The following is a 17,859-nucleotide window of genomic DNA, read 5'->3' as shown; positions in this document are numbered from 1 at the left end:
TCCGGCTTGCGCCTGTGTCTGAAGACTTTCGGCTACTATAATCAGGCTACTATACGGGTACAATATGAGCAGTTATCCTGGTATAAATAGGTACCACGCTATGTCATCAGAAGCCTTATCCGGGCCAAAGGCCCTCGGCGCGTTTCTGCGCGCACACCGCGAACGCATCACGCCGGAAATGCTCGGCCTGCCCAGTTCCTCACGCCGCCGCACCAGCGGCCTGCGGCGCGAAGAGCTGGCGCAAATCAGCGGCATCAGCGCCACCTGGTATACCTGGATCGAACAGGGGCGCGAGGTGTCCATTTCCCCCTTCACGCTGGCGCGCATCGCCAAGGCGCTGCGGCTCGGCCCCGCCGAACGCCACTACCTGTTTACCCTGGCGCGCGTCGCCGATCCCGAGCAGGAAACTCACCGCGAAACCGCCAATGACGCGGTGCTGCAAAGCGTGCACCAGATGACGGTGCCCTGTTACCTGCTGGACGTGACCTGGAACGTCGTCGCCTGGAACCCGCAGGCAGCGGCGCTGTTCAGCGGCTGGCTGGATGTGGCCAACAGCCCCAACCTACTGCACTTCATGTTCTTCCACCCGCTGGCGAAAACGCTGGTCAGCGATTGGGAAGAGCGCGCTCGCCGCGTGGTGGCCGAATTCCGCGCCGAAACCAGCCACCATCAAAACACCGAAGAGATGCGCGCCTTCGTGCGCAACATGACGCACAACAGCGCGGACTTTAATCACTGGTGGAAACAGCATGACGTGATGGCGCGCGAAGGCGGCGAGCGCGCGTTCGAGCACCCTCAGCAAGGTACGCTGCGCTATCGCCAGCTCACCTTCCATCCGGCGGAGCACGGCGGCCTGAAGCTGGTGATGCTGATCCCGCTGCCGTAATTGGTAACAAATTCATAGACAGGTTTACCCGTCATTTATTTATTGGTTCATGTAAACGCGCTAGGGTGATTGTTACCGATGACAACGATCATCCAGCACCGTTATTTATCTCCCGAGGTACGCCTATGCAATCCGAAGAACAACGCCTTATCGATGGTCTGTTTGGCCGCCTGAAAGAAGCCGAGACCAAGACGGGCCCACGGGATCTCCAGGCAGAACAGCAAATCAATCAGCATATTCGCGAACAGCCTTCCGCCCCTTATTACATGGCGCAGGCGATGATCATTCAGGAAGCGGCGCTCAAGCAGATGGACCAGCGGGTCAAAGAGCTGGAAGCCCAGGTTGCGCAGCTGCAGCAAACCGCCAACGACCAACAGAGCAGCGGCGGTTTCCTGGCCGGCCTGTTCGGCGGCGGCAGCCGCAATACGCCAAGCCCGCGTGAACAGTATCAGGCGCAGCAGCAAAATACGGCGGCCTGGAACAACGCGCAGCAGGGGGGCTACGCGCAGCCGCAGCAGCCAGCCTACGCCCAACCGCAGCAGGCGGCGCCTTCACGCGCCGGCGGCTTCCTGGGAGGCGCCTTGCAAACGGCGGCGGGCGTCGCCGGCGGCGTGGTATTGGCCGACATGCTGACCGGCATGTTCCGCCATTCGCAGCCGCAGGAAATCGTGAACATTATCGAAGAAACCCCGGCGCCGCTGGACGACAGCGCGATGCGCAATTTCGACGCCTCCAACAACCTTGATACCTTCAACAACGGCGACGGCGGCAGCTTCCTGAATCAGGACAACGGCTTCCAGAACGCCAACTACCAGGACGACCAGGACTACGCCGACGACGATTACAACGACGACGACGATTCCTTCCTGTAATGCCTCTCTCCCCCTCTCACCCGCAGAGGGGGGATTTCCCGTTTCGCCGATCTGGACTACAGTGAACGCTGTTTATTTATCCGGCCGGGAGAAACGATGCCGAGCTTTAATCCTTCAGCCCCGTACTTCAGCGAACGCCTGCAGATGCGGCCGCCGGTGATGGCGGACCTCGAACGTTTCTACGCCATCTTTGGCGATCCGCAAACCCAACGCTTCAACCCCGCCGGCCCACTCACCAGCGAGGCGCAGGCCGCTTCGGCGCTGCAGGAGCGGCTCGCCGTCTGGCGGCAACACGGCTACGGCTCCTGGGCGCTCGCCCTGCGCGAACGGCCGGATTGGGTTATCGGGTTTGGCGGGTTGTCCTGGAAACCGCTCGGCGCGCAGCGCACCGTGAACCTCGGCTATCGCTTCGACACCCGCGTCTGGGGCATGGGGCTGGCCACCGAGATGGCGCGGGCTTCACTGCAATACGGGTTTGTCGGGCTGGGAATGGGTGAGATTTCCGCCATTGTGCGCGCGGAGAATCAGGCTTCGTGGCGGGTGCTGGAAAAGATCGGCATGCAGCGTGTGGATACGCTGGATGACGTGCCCGGCGCGGCGCCGAGCCTGGTGTATACGCTAAAGCGCGGCGACTATCAGGGCTGATCGTCGCTGATTTTAGCCAACGCCATGCGGTAAGATTTGACCTTCTGACGCTTTTTCAGCCAGGTGGTGGTAGAGACGATGAACACCGCGCCCGACATCGCCAACACGCCGATCGGGTGGCCGTAAAACACCATCAAGGCAAAGTATACGGCGGAAACGATCGCCACCCACTTCGCCGTATTGCCCATGTCGTTCTTCTCCTGGGTCAAACGGCGGATGTGCTCTTCTTCACTGATTCCCATACGCGCTCCTTGTTGGCTGAACGTTCCATTATATGGGGCTGGAATGTTGATATTTCAAGCAGTTGGATGGTAAAGAAGCGTAAAGCTCAGGCCGGCGGCTCCCACCGCCGAGGCAGATAGCGCCCGGGCTGATCGGCGCCCGGCAGGCCGGTGCCGTCGTTGCGGCCAAACAGCCGGTAGCGATTGCCGGCGACCGCGTCGTAGACCTTGTCCGCCAGCCACGGCGGCAGGTAACGCGCCAGCGCCAGCACGCGATACGGCCACCCCAATTGGCGCAGCGCCTGGAACAGCGCAGCCGAACGCAGCCAATAGCGCCCCTGCTCAACATAGACCACGGAATCGAAACGATCGGTCGGCAGCCCCAACGCCTGCAGGATCGCCTGCCCTTCGACGGATTGCACCGTCGCCAACAGAATGCACCGCTGCCGATCGGCGCGAATAAGATACCTCACCAGCCCGTGACACAGATTGCATTCGCCGTCGAACAACAGCGCGCGATCGCCGGGCTGGAGATAGGGCAATGGTGATAAAGGGGTCATTCCGCCTCCCGTTAAACGCACGCCTTAGCCTAACGCGCCTTGAGCGTGCGAACCAGAGCGGGATGACGGCCCGTTAACGCGCAGGCGGGGCGTCCGGCACGGCGACCACCGCGACGCGCACCTCGTAATGTTTGGCGCTGCCCGCCGGGATCACCGCCGTCAGTTTATTGATGGTTTCCACCGGATTGTCGCTGGCCGAGGTGACGCAGAACAGTTCGCCGCCGTGGCAGAACCCCGGCTTGGGCGGGTGGCCGCCCGGGAAAGGCGGCATGCGCATCGGCTCCTCCGCCGCGGGCGGCACCGCTTTGGCCGCAGGCGCCTCGGGGGCAGACATCGCGCTCGCGCTGAACAACAGCGCCATGCCCATGCAGGGCAGCGCCAGGATCTTGATTGCTTGTTTCATTGAATTAGCCTCATTTGCCGGGTTCGGGATTACGCTACCCCGCTCCCGGCTAATGAGAAAGCCGCTTTTCGCTACCTTTTCGCCCCGCTACGTTTTGCTTACATCCCGCGTCTAACGTGATGAAAGGCGAAAGGTGGGGTAAAGGAGCGTCGCGTTACTTACCGTTTGTCAGCGTGTTATAGCTGGTCATCAGATTGCGGTAGTCCGGGATATGGTTGGAGAACAGCGTGCCCAGGCCTTCGATGTCGTTGCGCCAGTCGCGGTGCAGCTCGCAGGCGACGCCGAACCAGGTCATCAGCTGCGCGCCGGCGGCTTCCATACGGCTCCAGGCCGACTGACGCGTCAGCTCATTGAAGGTGCCGGAGGCGTCGGTCACCACAAAGACCTCAAAGCCTTCATTGAGCGCCGACAGCGCCGGGAATGCCACGCACACTTCGGTCACCACGCCGGCGATGATCAGCTGCTTGCGGCCGGTGGCTTTTACCGCCTTGACGAAGTCGTCGTTGTCCCAGGCGTTGATTTGGCCGGGGCGAGGAATGAAAGGGGCATCGGGGAATTGGGCCTTCAGTTCCGGCACCAGCGGGCCGTTGGGGCCGTTTTCGAAACTGGTGGTGAGAATGGTCGGCAGATTGAAGTACTTCGCTAAATCACCCAGCGCCAGCACGTTGTTTTTAAACCGATCGGGATCGATATCGCGCACCAGCGAAAGCAGCCCTGCCTGATGATCCACCAGCAATACGGCGGCCTGGTCCTTGTCGAGGCGCTTGTAATTTGCAGTCATGGTTTTACTCCTGTGGGGGTTGATGTTGCGGATGAAACGCCCCGCCAGGGCGGGGCGTTGAGGTTTAAGTGTAGCGCCTGAGCCGGGGAACACGTCCCGCCCCAGGCGCCAAGGTCAGCCGGCGCTTGCTTCGGCGTTCATGCTGCCGAACTTGCCGCTGTTGAAATCGCGGAACGCCTGCTGGATTTCCGCGTCGCTGTTCATGACGAACGGGCCGTAGCCGACGATAGGCTCATCGATCGGTTCGCCGCTCAGCACCAGCAGCGCGACGTCGTTGTTGGCTTCAATCGTGATCGAATCCCCCGCCCGGTCGAAACGCACCATTTGGGTTTCGCGCACCACCTCTTCGCCGTTGACCAGGATCGCACCGTGCAGCATCACCAACGCCAGCGTATGGCCTTCTTTCACCGTCAGCGTGGTGGTGTGGCCGGCATTCAGCTTCATATCCCACACGTTGAGCGGGCTGAAAGTGCGTGCCGGGCCTGCGTGGCCGCCAAAGTCCCCGGCGATCACCCGCACCTGCCCTGCGCCGTCCGCCAGCGGAACCACCGGAATATCGGCGTTCAGCAGCGTCTGGTAACCCGGCTCGGCCATTTTGTCCTTGGCCGGCAGGTTGACCCACAGCTGCACCATTTCCATGGTGCCGCCCTTGCGCGAGAACTCCCGCGAATGGAACTCTTCGTGCAGAATGCCGGAGGCGGCGGTCATCCACTGGACGTCGCCGGGGCCAATCACCCCGCCGCTGCCGGTCGAGTCGCGGTGTTCCACTTCGCCTTGATAGACGATGGTCACCGTTTCAAAACCGCGATGCGGATGCTGACCCACGCCGCGGGTGCCGGAGGCAGAGCGGAATTTGGTTGGCGCCGCGTGATCAAGCAGCAGGAACGGGCTCATTTCCGCCCCCAAATCGTTATAAGAGAACAGCGAATTCACCAGGAAACCGTTACCGACCCAATGTGCTTCCGGGCTGTTGTGAATACCGAGGATTTTTTTCATCTTGAACTCCCGTTTCAGGCCTCACGGCCTTAAGTTGATGTCGGAAGTTTAATCCGTCGGGGTTTGCTGCAGTAGTAGGCAAGATGTACACTCAGCGTTCTACTGGTAGAACGATAAGGGATAGGATGCTGACCGATCTGAACGATCTGTTTTTCTTCGCCAGCGTGGTCGATCACCAGGGATTCGCCCCCGCCGGCCGGGCGTTGGGCATTCCCAAATCCAAGCTCAGCCGCCGCGTGGCGCTGCTGGAAGAGCGGCTGGGCGTGCGCCTGATCCAGCGCTCGACGCGGCGTTTCTCGGTGACCGAGGTCGGCCAAAACTATTACGCGCACTGCAAGGCGATGCTGGTGGAAGCGGAAGCGGCGCAGCAGGCGATCGAACAGACGCGCGCCGAGCCCTGCGGCACGGTGCGCATGTCCTGCCCGGTGGCGATCCTGCACACCCGCGTCGGCAGCATGGTGGCGGCCTTTATGGCCGACTATCCGAAGGTGACGGTGCATCTGGAAGCGACCAACCGCCGGGTGGACGTGGTGGGGGAAGGGTTGGATCTGGCGATCCGCGTGCGGCCGCCGCCGCTGGAAGACAGCGATCTGGTGCTGAAGATCCTGGCGCAGCGCACCTGGTGCGTCGCCGCCAGCCCGGCGCTGGTGCGTACCCTCGGGCCGGCGCACGCGCCGGAAGACCTGCGTAAATACCCGACGCTCGATCTCGGCCCCGCGCGCGCTCAGCACCAATGGCGGCTGACCGGCCCGCAGGGTGAACGGGTGGAGTGGGAACACACGCCGCGGCTGGTCACCGACGACATGCTGATGCTGCGCACCGCCGCCATCGCCGGCGCCGGCATCGTTCAGCTGCCGGCGATGATGATGCGCGACGACATGCTGCGCGGCGAACTGGTCCAGCTCCTGCCCGGCTGGCAGCCGCAGGGCGGCGTGGTGCATGCGGTTTACCCGTCGCGCCGCGGGCTGCTGCCGGCGGTAAGGCTGCTGCTCGATTATCTGGGCGAGCAGTTCACCAGCATCGAAGAGGAGTGATCAGGCGGTGATTTCAATCGCGTTGCCGTCCGGATCGCGGATGACGGCCTCGTAGAAGCCATCGCCGGTCCAGCGCGGCGCGGACAGCAGGATACCCTCCTGCTGCGCGCGCTGCGCCAACCGATCGACCTGCCCCTCATCCCCCAGCGACAGCGCGATGTGCGCCCAGCCCACCCGCTCTTCCTGGGTCTGCGCCGGCAACAGCGTCGGCACGCGCATGATCTCCAGCGTCGGCCCGGCCGCCAGGCTGACGAAGCGGGAAACAAACCCCGGCCGGTTGCGGCTGACATACTCCTCGCCCGCCTCAGCGTTGAAATAGCGCTGCCAGAACGCCAGCTGCGCGTCGATGTCGCGGGTCCACAGGGCTACATGGGCTATTTTCATCATCATTCTCCGGTCGGTAAATCGCTGTGCCAAACCTGGCCACCGCCCTGCGCCACCTGCAGCTCGAGCTGCGGGTGCGCGCCGCGCGCCGTCACCAGATGATCCACCCGCCCGGCGGGCAGGAAGGGGTAAGGGGCGTAGGTATTGAGCTTGTCGCGGGTACACAGCACCGCCACGCTGCCGGCGCGCGTCAGCAGCCGCTTTTTGAACGTGGCATCCTGGTAGCTCAGCGCGGAAAAGCCGCCGTCCGGGTCATAGGCGCAGATGCCGGTGAACACCAGATCGAAATGGAAACCGTCTATCTCTTCCGCGGCTTTGGCGTCCACGCAGCCGCCAACCTGCGCATCCAGCTCGCCGCCGATCAGAATGGTGCGGAGCCCCGGCCGTTCCAGCATTTTGCCGGCGATGCTCAACGCATTGGTCACCACCGTCAAACGCCGATCGCGCGGCAACAGATCCGCCAGATACAGGTGGGTGCTGCCGGCGTCGAGGAAGATCAGCTGCTCTTCACCGATCAACCCCAGCGCGGTCTGCGCCAGCGCCAGCTTCTCATCGCCGCTGAGCGCCATGCGCGCCGCAACGGGCCCCTCGGCCGGCGTCGGCGCCAGCGCGCCGCCATAGATGCGTTTGCACAGATTCTGCGCCGCCAGCTGGCGCAGATCGCGGCGGATGGTGGCTTCGGTGGTATTCAGCCGCTGCGCCATCTCCAGCGCCAGCACCCGCCCCTGTTGGCGAAGCGTGTCGAGAATGGCCTGGTGGCGCTCATTCGGTAGCAGTTTGGACATCGTGTCAATCCGGTGACGCTAAAGTGATCACAAATGTACACAAACAAACATAAACGTACAACCGTGGGCGAAAGAAAAATCGCCGCGCAGGATTTTCGCCTGCGGGATGTTGGCTATACTGAGGCAAGCGAAGTTACCGCAGACGTAACGGCTTGGACGCTAAGGGAAAACGATGTTATTGACGATCGCAAGGTGGCTGTTTCAACTCCCCGGGAAGCTGTTCGGGCTGATTTTCAAAAATCGCCTGAGGATATTTTTGTTCTTCATGCTGGTCGCCGTTGGGGTGCTCGGCGCCAAGCGCTATCTGCGCGCCCACCAATATGACGACGAGTTCAGCCTCGCCGCCCCCGCCGATTACAACCGCGCAATAAAGCGCGAAATGCCGCTGCGCGAGGCGCGTGAACAGTGCGGCGGGCCGCTGCATGACAATGCCGGGCAGCCGTGGCCCGCCTCAGCGGGTTATCTGCATCAGCCGACGCGGCTGCCCACGGCCGGTCTGCATCGGCTGACGCTGGATAATCAGGGCAACGATTTTGCGGTGCTGGTCAAGCTGGAAACGCCGACGGCGCCGCAGCAGCTGGCGGAAGTCTTTATTCCGCCCGCCGGCAGCTTCGAGGTGAAAATCAATGCGGACGCGGAACACGTGATGAAAATCAAGAACATCAAGACCGGCTGCATGTTCCGCTCCCGGCCGTTCAACCTGGATAAACAGCGCGATTGGCGCATGCCGCTGACGCTACAAAAGGACGGCAGCCTGCAGCTGCAGTCGATAGGGGATCGCCAATTCTGATCGGGCGCCGGGCGGAAAAGCCGGCGCCGCGAGGGTTACTTTTTCACCGGATGATCGCGGCGGAACAGCTCCCAGCTTTCAATTTCCTGCCCACTCGGCAAGGTGCAGGTGGAATACTGGCCTGCCGCATTCTCTTTGGCGTTCAGCTTGCCGCCGATTTGGGTGCAGTACACGTCGGCCGGGTTCGCCATGCCGATCGGTTTCACCTGCGGCGGCGGTGGCGCATCGTTGGATTTCACGGAACACCCCTGCAACATCGTCATCCCTGCCAGCAGGGAAAGCATCAACGTTTTTTTCATTTTTCCAGCTTATGCAAAAAAGAACGGCGGAGCGCTCCGCCGTTCGCTTATCATGAAATAAAGGATTTGCCCTGTTTCAGCACCAGATCGCAGGCTTTTTGCTTCACCTTCTCGGTGATCTGCGAGGTGCCCAGGCTGTTCAGATCCAGGCTCTTGCCTTCGCCGGTCTGCAGCAAGCCGCCCAGGCCCTGCTGATAATCCTGGCTCTTGGCGTTTTCGGTGCTGGTGATGCCCAGCTTGCTGAGCAGCTGATCTTTCACCCCTTCGGCGCCGTTAGCCGACAGCACGTTGTTTTTCACGCAGTACTGCAGGATGCCGGCGGCATTGGTCATGCTGCTGGAACTCAACGCCTTGTCGCCACCGTTCAGCAGGCCGGTCAACGAGGAGAGCGACATGCCGCCACTGCTGTCGCCGCCCGACTTGCTCAGTTCGCCCGCCGCGCTGCTGAGGGAATCCATCAGCCCGGCGGCCTGGGTGGCGCCGCTGGCCAGGGTAGCGGACAGCGCCAAAGCCAGCAGTAAACGATGTTTGGTGATCATAGTGGTGAAACTCCTGTAATAACGGCATGCAATCGGCGCAGCGCGCCGGGATACCCTTCCGACGCCGCTGGCGGCGACAAGTTCCTTTAATCTCGCCGCCGCGCCGTTTTTCGGAATTCAGGAAGTTTAGAACTGCCAGCGCAGCCAGGCGAAGAACACGTTGCCGTTGTTATAGGTGCCGGGAATGTAGGTCGCCTGGAACGTCAGCCGCTGATAGCCGATAGAGGCCAGCGGCAGCGGCGCCGGGATGGGAATGTATTTCCAGTTGTCACGCGCGGTGACGCTGGCGGTAAAGCCCAGCCCCAGGCGGAAATCCTTGTCATCCAGCGGGCGCCAGATCTTCTCGTAGGCGTAGCCGCCGATCGGCTCCCACTTGTTGAAAGAGTCCTTGAACGCCATGATGTAGATGCCGTGCCAGTCACCGTCGCTGTCGTAGCGGGAGATGCCGTAACCGGCGCCCCACGGGCGTTCGTTGTACTTATCGATATGTTCATCATCGTAAGTCCAACGGTTGTGCCAGGTAATGGCCGGGATATAGAGATCGTGGTTAGGCGAGTTGTTCCAGGTCTCCGCCACGTTATCGGTAAAACGCTGCCATAGACCCGGTTTTTCAGCCTGCGCGGTATTGCCACTTTCTGTACCAACCTCAGCGTAAGAAGGCAGTGCAGGAAATATCAACGCCAGAGAACATGCCAAAAGAGTCCGTTTGAGAAACATCGTAAAGCTCCTGTAAAAATACGGCCGCAGATTTTTACCGATAGCCCAGGCAAGATCAAGCTGTATCTAATTTATCCAACGCCCGTTGTGCTTTGGTTAAGTTTAGCGCCGGAAAATGCCCAATAATTCATAACAAATTGTACCGATATCCGCATGCTATCGCCTTTAAGGCGGCAAAGCCGTGGGAAAAGTCCGCTTTGTCGCACGCTACTCGCGGGCAAGATGCTTGACCAACACATCGACATCGAGACGGTTCACAAATTCCAGAGAATATGAGGAATAGAGGCCGAACAGGCGGTTTTGGTGCCCGACCACCACCAGATCGATGCCGGCCTGATGAATGAAATCGTTGACGTCCTTAAAGCGCCGGATGGTGACGATTTCCTTGACCGCAACCGGCGCATCGACGGCGCTCACCAACCGGCTCAGCATCGCCTTGGCGGCGATCACCTCCTGCGCCTGGCGATCTTTGACCAGCGCATCGCTGCCGTACTCCAGCTCCGCATAGTCGGCGTTAAGGTGGCCGACGGTGATGGCGATCGGCAACCCGCGCACCATTGCCACCGTTTGACGCAGCAACGGCAGCCCATCGCGCTCATCGTGAATCAGTACCAGAATATGCCGATAGCTTTTCATCGCGTAACCCCCTCACAGACCAGCACCGCAGGGACATCATCCCCTCTGGTAGGTATACGCCATCTGCGCGCACGTGGAGAAAAGTTTACGTATCACTTCCCACGGAATGTGATGGCCACCACGTTATATTAGCGCCCGCAACGGCGTATTTTAACGCCGGCCCGACGTGGCGCGCACCGCCGCCCCCGTAAAGCAAAGCTGACGGAAACCGACGAATAAAAAACGATTGTTGTTAATTTTTTGTTTTTAATTGGTTGCGTGATGGTTTCTTAAAATAAGCGTGCGGCGGATCACCAAAATTCCCCTTTACGTCAGCGTCGGCTTTTCTTTTCCAGGCTAACTGCCGGGTACCGCCAGGCAGGATTTAACGCGGCATCAAAAGTACCGGTAAACTCCCCCTGCATCATGATAAATGCCAACGCGGCGCCGTTTCTCTGCTGATATTCCATCAAGGAAAAATACCACCGCACGCCAATACGCAATATCCCTACTTTTTATGTCTTACTCAATCGCGTAAAGCGCCGAATACAAACCGCCCATTTTCCGGCTGCCAACCCTATCTTGAACAAGTCGACGCTTTAAATAACTGTTAAAGCTAACGACACAACATCGCCAGCAATTTATTTTTGCTGATTTTCGCCTGACAAAATAAAGATAAATAATCCGGAGCAATCAATGAAAATAACTATCGGGTCATTCATTCTGCAACAGCTTCACGCCCTGAACGTCGATCGTATTTACGGCGTGCCCGGCGACTATAACCTCAGCCTGCTGGAGCTGCTGGAAAGCGACGACCGGTTGGCGTTTATCGGCAACTGCAATGAATTGAACGCCGCCTACGCCGCCGACGGCTATGCCCGAATGAAGGGCGCCGGCGCGCTGATCGTCACCTACGGCGTCGGCGATCTGGCCGCGCTGTCCGGCATCGCCGGAGCCTATGCCGAATCCTCGCCGGTGGTCTGCATCGCCGGCACGCCGCCGCTGCACGCGATGAAGAATCATCAGCTATTGCACCATACTCTGGGCGACGGCAATTTCGACAACGTCATGAACTGTTTTAAACAATTCACCGTTGCTCAAGCCTTGATTACGCCGGAAAATGCCGCGCAGGAAATTCCGCGCGTTATTTCCCGCGCCTGGATAGAGAAGAAACCGGTCTATTTACAGCTGCCTTCCGATATTTGCGACGTCGAAATTGAAATCGCCGCAGCCGCAGCGGCGCCGCAGTTGCCGGCCAGCGATAAATACAATGTGCAATTAGCGGCGATGGCGCTGTTAACCAAAATAAAACGCGCGCAGCGCCCGATCATGTTGGTCGACCAAATGGTGGATCGCTATCAGCTGCAGCGGTTGGTGATCGAGGTCGCTCACCGCTTTGCCATTCCGCTGACCAATATGCCGACCGCCAAATGCATCATTCCGGAAGATACCGCCGGTTGGATGGGCGGCTACAGCGGCAACCTGTCGCGCCCCGAACTGTATGAACGCATGGCGCACTCGGACTGCGTGCTGAGCTTCGGCGTGCGTCTGGTGGACTCCACCACCGGCTATTTCTCGCAGCAAATTCCCGCCGCCGCTCAGGTAGATATCCAGCCGTTCTCGCTAAAGTTGGACAACACCTCCTATCCGGCGGTGGCGACGGCGGATCTGCTGCAGGCGCTGCTGGATCTGAGCGAAGACGCGCCGGTACAGCCCCTGGCGCCGCTGCCCGATCCGCGTGAAAAGCTGGCGACGCCGAGCGACGCCCCCATCGACCAGGCCTATCTGTGGCAACGGATCCAGCGATTTATCCGGGCAGATGACGTGGTGGTGGTGGAAAACGGCACCTCGGGCGCCGCCATCGGCGGCATGCGCATGCCCGGCGGTGTCAAGGTGGTCAACCAACCGATCTGGGGTTCGATCGGCTATACCCTGCCGGCGCTGCTCGGCACACTGATGGCGGCGCCTGAGCGCCGTCACCTGCTGTTCATCGGCGACGGCTCCTTCCAGCTCACCGCGCAGGAAGTGTCTACCCTGCTGCGCTGCGAGCAAAAGCCGATCATCTTCCTGATCAACAACGACGGCTACACCATCGAGCGTTATATCCTCGGCGAAAACTCGTCCTACAACGACATCGGCCCGTGGGACTACGCCAAACTGCCGGCGGTATTGAATACCCAGGCGCAGCCGTTCAGCGTGGCGGTGGAAACCACGCAGCAGCTGGAAATGGCCCTGGAACACGCCTCGCGGCAGGATCGGCTGGCGTTTATCGAGGTGAAAGTGCCGATGATGGACACGCCGCCGGTGATGAAAGAGTTCTGCAACCGCTGCAACAGCTTTAACTTCGGCCTGACCAACCCGCGCCGCAGCGCCTGATGCGCGATCGCGCCGCCGATGGTTTCAGGCCACCGGCGGCGTTTTCTTTTGGGTTACCCGCCGGCGCGCGCCATGCAGCGCTGGCGGCGTTCATCCACCCGTTTGGCGAACCAGGCGGTGGTCAGCTTGCGGGTGATTTTCGGGCTTTCCAGCTGGATGCCCGGTAGCATCTCGCGCGGCAGCTTGCCGCCCGCCAGCGCAAAGACCTTCTTATACAGATCGGTGCCGGCAAAGTCGGCCGTCTCGCCTTTCTCGAGCGCCCGGCGAATGGCGCTGTCGCTCATATTCAGGCGCTTGCCGAGCGTGCGCACCGCCAGCTCGGTCGAGCCGGGCTTGTCGCTGCCGAAGTCGATAAGATCGCCGTCCAGCGCCAGCGGAATGGCGCTCGCCCGGCTGACCGCGTTTTGGAACGCCGCGTTGCGGCTGGCGTACCAGCCGGCGTTGAAGTCGGCAAAGCGATAAATCGGCCGGCTGTAATCGGCCGGATATCCCAGCAAATGCATAATGCCGAAGTACATGCCGCCGCGCCGGCTGAAGACTTCGCAGCGAATCGAGCCGTCGACCGGATAAGGGTACCCTTTGGCGTGCGCCTCGGCGAAGGCGATGCTCACCTGCATCGGGCCACCGGTATGTACCGGATTTAAATGGCCGAACAGCTTCTGCCCCATCGGCACGCGGTCGATCATGTCATCGAAGATATCGCTCAGATCCTTCTCGGTGCGCACCTTATCCAGCCGCTCGCTGTAGCTCTGGCCGTTCGACGACGAGATCTTCAACGCGGTATGCACCAAAAAGTTCGGGATGTGCATCTGATCGGCGCGGCGGTCGATCTCCTTCCAGGCGATCTTCGGCAGCCCCGGCACCTGCGGGTTAGCCCGGAACGTCGACTCCTGTTCGGTCACCGCCAGCACCGAACACAGGTTCTCATCGCTCGGCTCGATGCCCTGCGCGGCGAAGGCGGCGGTAATATCGGTGGCCCAGCCCTGACGATCGCCGGCGTTGGCCGGGATCAGCGTCAGCAGCCGGGCTTTGACATCGGCGGGGCGCGCCGTCGGCGCCGTGGTGGTGGTTTTGCTGGTACAGCCCGCCAGCGCCAGCAGCGCGGCCAGGCTCAGCAAACGGAAGGATATCGGGTGGAATAAACGAGGTATCGGCATCTTTTCCCTGAACGTGATGACATGAACAGCACTGAAATTAGCCCAGCCGCCGCGCACAATCCAGTATAAAGATATGCCACGCCTTTCCGTCAGGCCGCTATGTTCAAACGCTCGATAAAGATGTATTTTATATACATCATATAAATCACTTTGCTTGCCCAGCCAGAGGAGCCCCTTATGGAGCAGCAGCTGCTTTGCTATAAAACCCTGCCGGAATGGAACAGCGACACGCTGCCGGAGGTCTTCCGCCAGCGCCACAACACCCAGAGCGGCACCTGGGCGAAGCTCACCGTACTGAGCGGCAGCCTGACGTTCGCCATGATGACCGAGGACGGCGCCACCACCGAGACCTGGCAGTTCAGCCCCGAAAGCCAGCCGCCGTTTATCGCACCGCAGCAGTGGCATCGCATCGTTTCCTTCTCGGACGACATGACCTGCCGGCTGGCGTTTTACTGCACGGCGGAAGATTACTACCACAAGAAATACGAACTGACGCGCACCCACTCCGAAGTGATCGAGGCGGCGGCGCGCATCGCGCCGGGCAAGGCGCTGGATCTGGGCTGCGGCGGCGGCCGCAATTCGCTCTATCTCAATCTGAAGGGTTTCGACGTCACCGCCTGGGACAAGCACGCGCCGTCGATAGACCGCCTCAATCAGATCATCGACGCCGAGCAGCTGACCCGCCTGAGCGTCGGAGTGCAGGATCTCAATACCCACCGCTTCAGCGGCGAATACGACTTCATCCTGTCCACCGTGGTGATGATGTTTCTCGAACGCCAGCAAATTCCGCATATCGTGCAAAACATGCAGGACAGCACCGTTCGCGGCGGCCATAACCTGATCGTGGCGGCGATGGATAGCGAGGATTATCCCTGCCCGCTGCCGTTTCCGTTTACCTTCAGCCCGGGTGAGCTGAAGCATTATTATCGCGACTGGGAGATCCTCAAATACAACGAGGACGTCGGCCAGTTGCACAAGACCGACGCCGCCGGCAACCGTATCTCGCTGCGCTTCGCCACCCTGCTGGCGCGCAAGCTATAGCGCGTCGTGAAAGATCACCCCCAGCGTGTGGCGTTGGCCGGAACGTACCCGGCTGACGCCGTGGCGCAGATTGACCCGATAACAGCCTTTCCCCCCCGCCACCGGCCGGTGATGCACGGCGAACACCACCGCGTCGCCCTGCTGTAGCGGCACCACCTCCGGCCGGCTCTGCATCCGCGGCCGCTGTTCGGTCAACACGAATTCGCCGCCGGTGAAATCCCGTTCGGGGGCGGAGAGCAAAAACGCCACCTGCAGCGGAAACACCCGCTCGCCGTACAGATCCTGATGCAGGCAGTTGTAATCCCCCGCTTCGTAACGCAACAGCAGCGGCGTCGGCCGCCGTTGGCCGGCCCGGTGGCATTCGGCCAGGTAGGCTTCGTGTTCGGCGGGATAGCGCGCCGCCAGGCCCAATAAGGTATTCCAGCGGTTGGCTACCGGCGCCAGCCGCGCATACATCAGGCTGCGCGCCTCGGCCACCGGCAGCGGCAGCGGATAGGCGAAATACCGGTACTCGCCGCGGCCAAAACCGTGCTGCGCCATCACGATGCGGCTGCGAAAATGCGCATCGTGCGGGTAAAGCGCCGAAAGCTCGCGGCACAGCTCTTGGCTGAGCACGCCAGGCAGCCGCGCACAGCCCTGCGCATCGAGTTCACGTTCAATTGCCGCCCAGTCCAATTCGGCCAGCCGCGCCGCCAGCGAGCGGCTCATCGCTGCGCCTCTTTTTCCAGCAAGGCTTTCTTGCGCTCGACGCCCCAGCGATAGCCGGACAAAGCGCCGTCGTTGCGCACCACCCGATGACAGGGGATCGCCACCGCCAGCACGTTGGCGGCGCAGGCGCCGGCCACCGCGCGCACCGCTTTGGGCGCGCCGATGCGCCGGGCGATATCGGCATAGCTGACGGTTTCACCGACCGGTATCGTCTGCAGCGCTTGCCAGACCCGCTGTTGAAACGCGGTGCCGCGAATATCCAGCGGCAGCGCCAGCCCGTTCTCCGGCGCTTCAATCAGCCCCACCACCTGCGCCATCAGCGCTTCATACTGCGCGTCGCCGCCGATCAGCTCGGCGTTGGGAAATTTGTCCTGCAGATCCTGCACCAACCGCTGCGCATCGTCCCCCAGCAGAATGGCGCAGATGCCCACCTCGCTTTGTGCCGCCAGGATCTCGCCCAGCGAACAGCGCCCGACGGCGAAATGGATGCGCATGCCTTTGCCGCCCGCCCGGTAAGCCTTCGGCGTCATGCCCAGCGCGGCGTTGGCTTGCTGGTAGAAGCGGCCATTGGCGCCATAGCCGGCGTCGAAGATCGCGTCGGTCACCGTCTCCTGCTGCGTCAGACCGGTGCGCAAGCGCTGGCTGCGCTGCGCGTCGGCATAGCCTTTCGGCGTCAGGCCGGTGATCGCTTTGAACAGCCGGTGGAAATGGTATTGGCTCAACCCGACGTGACGCGCCAGCGTCTGCAGCGACGGCGCTTTCTCCGCCCGTTCGATATAGCGGCAGGCCTCGGCTATCTGCCGCGCATGCTGCTCGGTCAACGGCGTCAGCCCCTGGCGGCAGCGTTTGCAGGGCCGATAACCCGCCGCCTCCGCCTGCTCGGCATCGTCGAACAGTTCCACGTTTTGCCGATTCGGCTGGCGTGACGGGCAAGAAGGCGAGCAATACACGCCGGTGGTTTTCACCGCATAGATAAAGCGGCCGTCGGCGTGTTTATCGCGGCTGACGATCGCCAGCCAGCGCGGGTCGGCGCTGTCGATTACGTTTTTCATCATCCGTTCCTCACTGCGGTTTCGATGTTAACCAGCATAGTGACGGGCCGTTGGCGAAACACGTCGGCTCTTGCTTTTTAATTCGGCGCCGACGTTTTCAACAATGTTTCGACAATTTTTAACCAACAACATGAAGTTTATTACGTTGCCAACCCGGTTGCACAGCGTTAGGATCGCGGCCGGTCACGGGCGTGGCCAGTGTTTTTGCCTGTTAGTTGCGCGCATGGAGAGGTTATTGTGTTAGAGAGTTTTGGCGTCCTGAATTTATGGACCTATTTGGCCGGGGTGGTCTTCATTATCATTCTGCCGGGGCCGAATACGCTGTACGTACTGAAAACCGGCGTATCGCGCGGCGTGCGCGCCGGCTACACCGCGGCGCTCGGCGTGTTCATCGGCGATGCGATCCTGATCTTCTGCGCCTATATCGGCGTGGCTTCGCTGATCCGCACCACGCCGTTCCTGTTCACCCTGGTGCGTTTTCTCGGCGCGATTTACCTGCTGTTCCTCGGCGCAAAAATCCTCTACGCCACCTTCGTGCAGAAGGCGCAGGCACAACAGCAGCAGATTGAAGGCGGCCACAGCATTCTGCGCAAATCGCTGACGCTGAGCCTGACCAACCCGAAAGCTATCTTGTTTTACGTGTCGTTCTTCGTGCAGTTCATCGACTTCAACTACGCGCACACCGGACTGTCGTTCACCATTTTGGCGCTGATCCTCGAAGCCGTCAGCTTTATCTACATGAGCACGCTGATCTTCTCCGGCGCGATGCTGGCGCATTTCTTCAACCACAAGAAAGGCCTGGCGAAGCTCGGCAACGGCCTGATCGGCCTGCTGTTCCTCGGCTTCGCCACCCGTCTGGCAACCCTGAGCTCGTGATCCCTCCCGGCCGGCGCCCGCCGGCCGCGGTTTACCCTTCCGTCACGGCAAAATGACACGCAGGGCAAACCGAATGTCAGGCAGACCAAAGCCGCCGCTTTTCCGCTGATCTAGACTTGCAG

At 61.0% G+C, this 17,859-nt stretch carries 23 protein-coding genes; 9 read left to right on the top strand and 14 right to left on the bottom strand.

Going from position 1 to position 17,859, the window contains the following annotated elements; all coding sequences use genetic code 11:
* The first annotated feature begins 100 nt into the window (after positions 1-100).
* The 3 genes from REA38_RS07025 (at position 101) to REA38_RS07015 (ending at position 2,403) form a co-directional block, all read left to right on the top strand.
* Entirely contained in the window at positions 101-886 is a 786-nt protein-coding gene (locus REA38_RS07025; RefSeq protein ID WP_041033575.1) for a helix-turn-helix transcriptional regulator, read from the top strand.
* Between the two features lie 125 nt (positions 887-1,011).
* Positions 1,012-1,758 carry a DUF2076 domain-containing protein gene (locus tag REA38_RS07020; RefSeq protein WP_103829812.1) on the top strand — a complete coding sequence of 249 codons (747 nt, stop codon included), beginning with the start codon at positions 1,012-1,014 and terminating at the stop codon, positions 1,756-1,758.
* Between the two features lie 96 nt (positions 1,759-1,854).
* Positions 1,855-2,403 carry a GNAT family N-acetyltransferase gene (locus REA38_RS07015; protein ID WP_197837983.1) on the top strand — a complete coding sequence of 183 codons (549 nt, stop codon included), beginning with the start codon at positions 1,855-1,857 and terminating at the stop codon, positions 2,401-2,403.
* Here the strand turns inward: REA38_RS07015 and REA38_RS07010 are convergent.
* The 5 genes from REA38_RS07010 to REA38_RS06990 form a co-directional block, all read right to left on the bottom strand.
* A complete protein-coding gene (locus REA38_RS07010; RefSeq protein WP_033637247.1) occupies positions 2,394-2,645 on the bottom strand; it encodes a hypothetical protein in 252 nt (83 codons plus the stop codon). The genes REA38_RS07015 and REA38_RS07010 overlap by 10 nt on opposite strands.
* 86 nt (positions 2,646-2,731) lie before the next feature.
* Positions 2,732-3,184: a thiol-disulfide oxidoreductase DCC family protein gene (locus REA38_RS07005; protein WP_103829814.1), complete on the bottom strand. Its 453-nt coding sequence runs from the start codon at positions 3,182-3,184 to the stop codon at positions 2,732-2,734.
* Positions 3,185-3,257: 73 nt separating this feature from the next.
* The gene (locus REA38_RS07000; protein WP_308885469.1) at positions 3,258-3,587 is read right to left on the bottom strand and encodes a hypothetical protein; all 330 of its coding nucleotides are present in this window, start codon (positions 3,585-3,587) and stop codon (positions 3,258-3,260) included.
* Positions 3,588-3,741: 154 nt separating this feature from the next.
* Positions 3,742-4,368: an isochorismate family cysteine hydrolase YcaC gene (gene ycaC, locus REA38_RS06995; protein WP_004928476.1), complete on the bottom strand. Its 627-nt coding sequence runs from the start codon at positions 4,366-4,368 to the stop codon at positions 3,742-3,744.
* Positions 4,369-4,482: 114 nt separating this feature from the next.
* A complete protein-coding gene (locus REA38_RS06990) occupies positions 4,483-5,364 on the bottom strand; it encodes a pirin family protein (protein WP_033637244.1) in 882 nt (293 codons plus the stop codon).
* A gap of 125 nt (positions 5,365-5,489) precedes the next feature.
* Here REA38_RS06990 and REA38_RS06985 point away from each other — a divergent pair, with 125 nt between their 5' ends.
* Positions 5,490-6,398, top strand: coding sequence for a LysR family transcriptional regulator (locus tag REA38_RS06985; protein ID WP_033637243.1), 909 nt, complete (start codon positions 5,490-5,492; stop codon positions 6,396-6,398).
* Here the strand turns inward: REA38_RS06985 and REA38_RS06980 are convergent, their stop codons facing one another.
* Together REA38_RS06980 and REA38_RS06975 are read right to left on the bottom strand one after the other, a co-directional pair.
* Entirely contained in the window at positions 6,399-6,782 is a 384-nt protein-coding gene (locus tag REA38_RS06980; protein ID WP_060445709.1) for a VOC family protein, read from the bottom strand.
* Between the two features lie 2 nt (positions 6,783-6,784).
* Positions 6,785-7,567, bottom strand: a complete 783-nt coding sequence (locus tag REA38_RS06975) for a DeoR/GlpR family DNA-binding transcription regulator (protein WP_033647381.1) — start codon at positions 7,565-7,567, stop codon at positions 6,785-6,787.
* Positions 7,568-7,600: 33 nt separating this feature from the next.
* Here REA38_RS06975 and REA38_RS06970 point away from each other — a divergent pair, with 33 nt between their 5' ends.
* The gene (locus REA38_RS06970) at positions 7,601-7,891 is read left to right on the top strand and encodes a hypothetical protein (RefSeq protein WP_308885462.1); all 291 of its coding nucleotides are present in this window, start codon (positions 7,601-7,603) and stop codon (positions 7,889-7,891) included.
* Positions 7,833-8,357, top strand: a complete 525-nt coding sequence (locus REA38_RS06965; protein ID WP_223307172.1) for a hypothetical protein — start codon at positions 7,833-7,835, stop codon at positions 8,355-8,357. Before REA38_RS06970 ends, REA38_RS06965 begins: the two co-directional genes overlap by 59 nt.
* Positions 8,358-8,392: 35 nt before the next feature.
* Here REA38_RS06965 and REA38_RS06960 read toward each other — a convergent pair whose 3' ends face one another.
* The 4 genes from REA38_RS06960 to REA38_RS06945 form a co-directional block, all read right to left on the bottom strand.
* Positions 8,393-8,656, bottom strand: coding sequence for a DUF333 domain-containing protein (locus tag REA38_RS06960; RefSeq protein WP_004940597.1), 264 nt, complete (start codon positions 8,654-8,656; stop codon positions 8,393-8,395).
* Between the two features lie 50 nt (positions 8,657-8,706).
* Entirely contained in the window at positions 8,707-9,195 is a 489-nt protein-coding gene (locus REA38_RS06955) for a DUF2501 domain-containing protein (RefSeq protein WP_015376789.1), read from the bottom strand.
* A 126-nt stretch (positions 9,196-9,321) separates the two neighbouring features.
* Positions 9,322-9,912 (bottom strand): lipid IV(A) palmitoyltransferase PagP, encoded by a 591-nt coding sequence (gene pagP / locus REA38_RS06950; RefSeq protein ID WP_025301698.1) that lies wholly within the window; start codon positions 9,910-9,912, stop codon positions 9,322-9,324.
* A 207-nt stretch (positions 9,913-10,119) separates the two neighbouring features.
* A complete protein-coding gene (locus tag REA38_RS06945) occupies positions 10,120-10,548 on the bottom strand; it encodes a universal stress protein (RefSeq protein WP_033647383.1) in 429 nt (142 codons plus the stop codon).
* 675 nt (positions 10,549-11,223) lie between these two features.
* On the opposite strand from REA38_RS06945, the gene REA38_RS06940 reads away from it, so the two are divergent.
* Positions 11,224-12,903 carry an alpha-keto acid decarboxylase family protein gene (locus REA38_RS06940; RefSeq protein WP_039567029.1) on the top strand — a complete coding sequence of 560 codons (1,680 nt, stop codon included), beginning with the start codon at positions 11,224-11,226 and terminating at the stop codon, positions 12,901-12,903.
* 53 nt (positions 12,904-12,956) lie between these two features.
* Here the strand turns inward: REA38_RS06940 and REA38_RS06935 are convergent, their stop codons facing one another.
* Entirely contained in the window at positions 12,957-14,060 is a 1,104-nt protein-coding gene (locus REA38_RS06935) for a DUF1615 domain-containing protein (RefSeq protein WP_308885460.1), read from the bottom strand.
* A 177-nt stretch (positions 14,061-14,237) separates the two neighbouring features.
* Here REA38_RS06935 and tehB point away from each other — a divergent pair, with 177 nt between their 5' ends.
* Positions 14,238-15,101, top strand: a complete 864-nt coding sequence (tehB, locus tag REA38_RS06930; RefSeq protein ID WP_308885458.1) for an SAM-dependent methyltransferase TehB — start codon at positions 14,238-14,240, stop codon at positions 15,099-15,101.
* Here the strand turns inward: tehB and REA38_RS06925 are convergent.
* Together REA38_RS06925 and ada are read right to left on the bottom strand one after the other, a co-directional pair.
* The gene (locus tag REA38_RS06925) at positions 15,096-15,809 is read right to left on the bottom strand and encodes a 2OG-Fe(II) oxygenase (protein ID WP_308885456.1); all 714 of its coding nucleotides are present in this window, start codon (positions 15,807-15,809) and stop codon (positions 15,096-15,098) included. The genes tehB and REA38_RS06925 overlap by 6 nt on opposite strands.
* Positions 15,806-16,861, bottom strand: a complete 1,056-nt coding sequence (gene ada, locus REA38_RS06920) for a bifunctional DNA-binding transcriptional regulator/O6-methylguanine-DNA methyltransferase Ada (RefSeq protein ID WP_060452691.1) — start codon at positions 16,859-16,861, stop codon at positions 15,806-15,808. The genes REA38_RS06925 and ada overlap by 4 nt, the downstream gene beginning before the upstream one ends.
* 237 nt (positions 16,862-17,098) lie before the next feature.
* On the opposite strand from ada, the gene leuE reads away from it, so the two are divergent.
* Positions 17,099-17,737 carry a leucine efflux protein LeuE gene (gene leuE / locus REA38_RS06915; RefSeq protein ID WP_016928933.1) on the top strand — a complete coding sequence of 213 codons (639 nt, stop codon included), beginning with the start codon at positions 17,099-17,101 and terminating at the stop codon, positions 17,735-17,737.
* The last annotated feature ends 122 nt before the right edge of the window (positions 17,738-17,859 follow it).

Source organism: Serratia sp. MF1(2023), assembly GCF_030954545.1.
GTDB lineage: Bacteria > Pseudomonadota > Gammaproteobacteria > Enterobacterales > Enterobacteriaceae > Serratia > Serratia sarumanii.
This window is presented reverse-complemented; position numbering and strand designations above follow the sequence as displayed.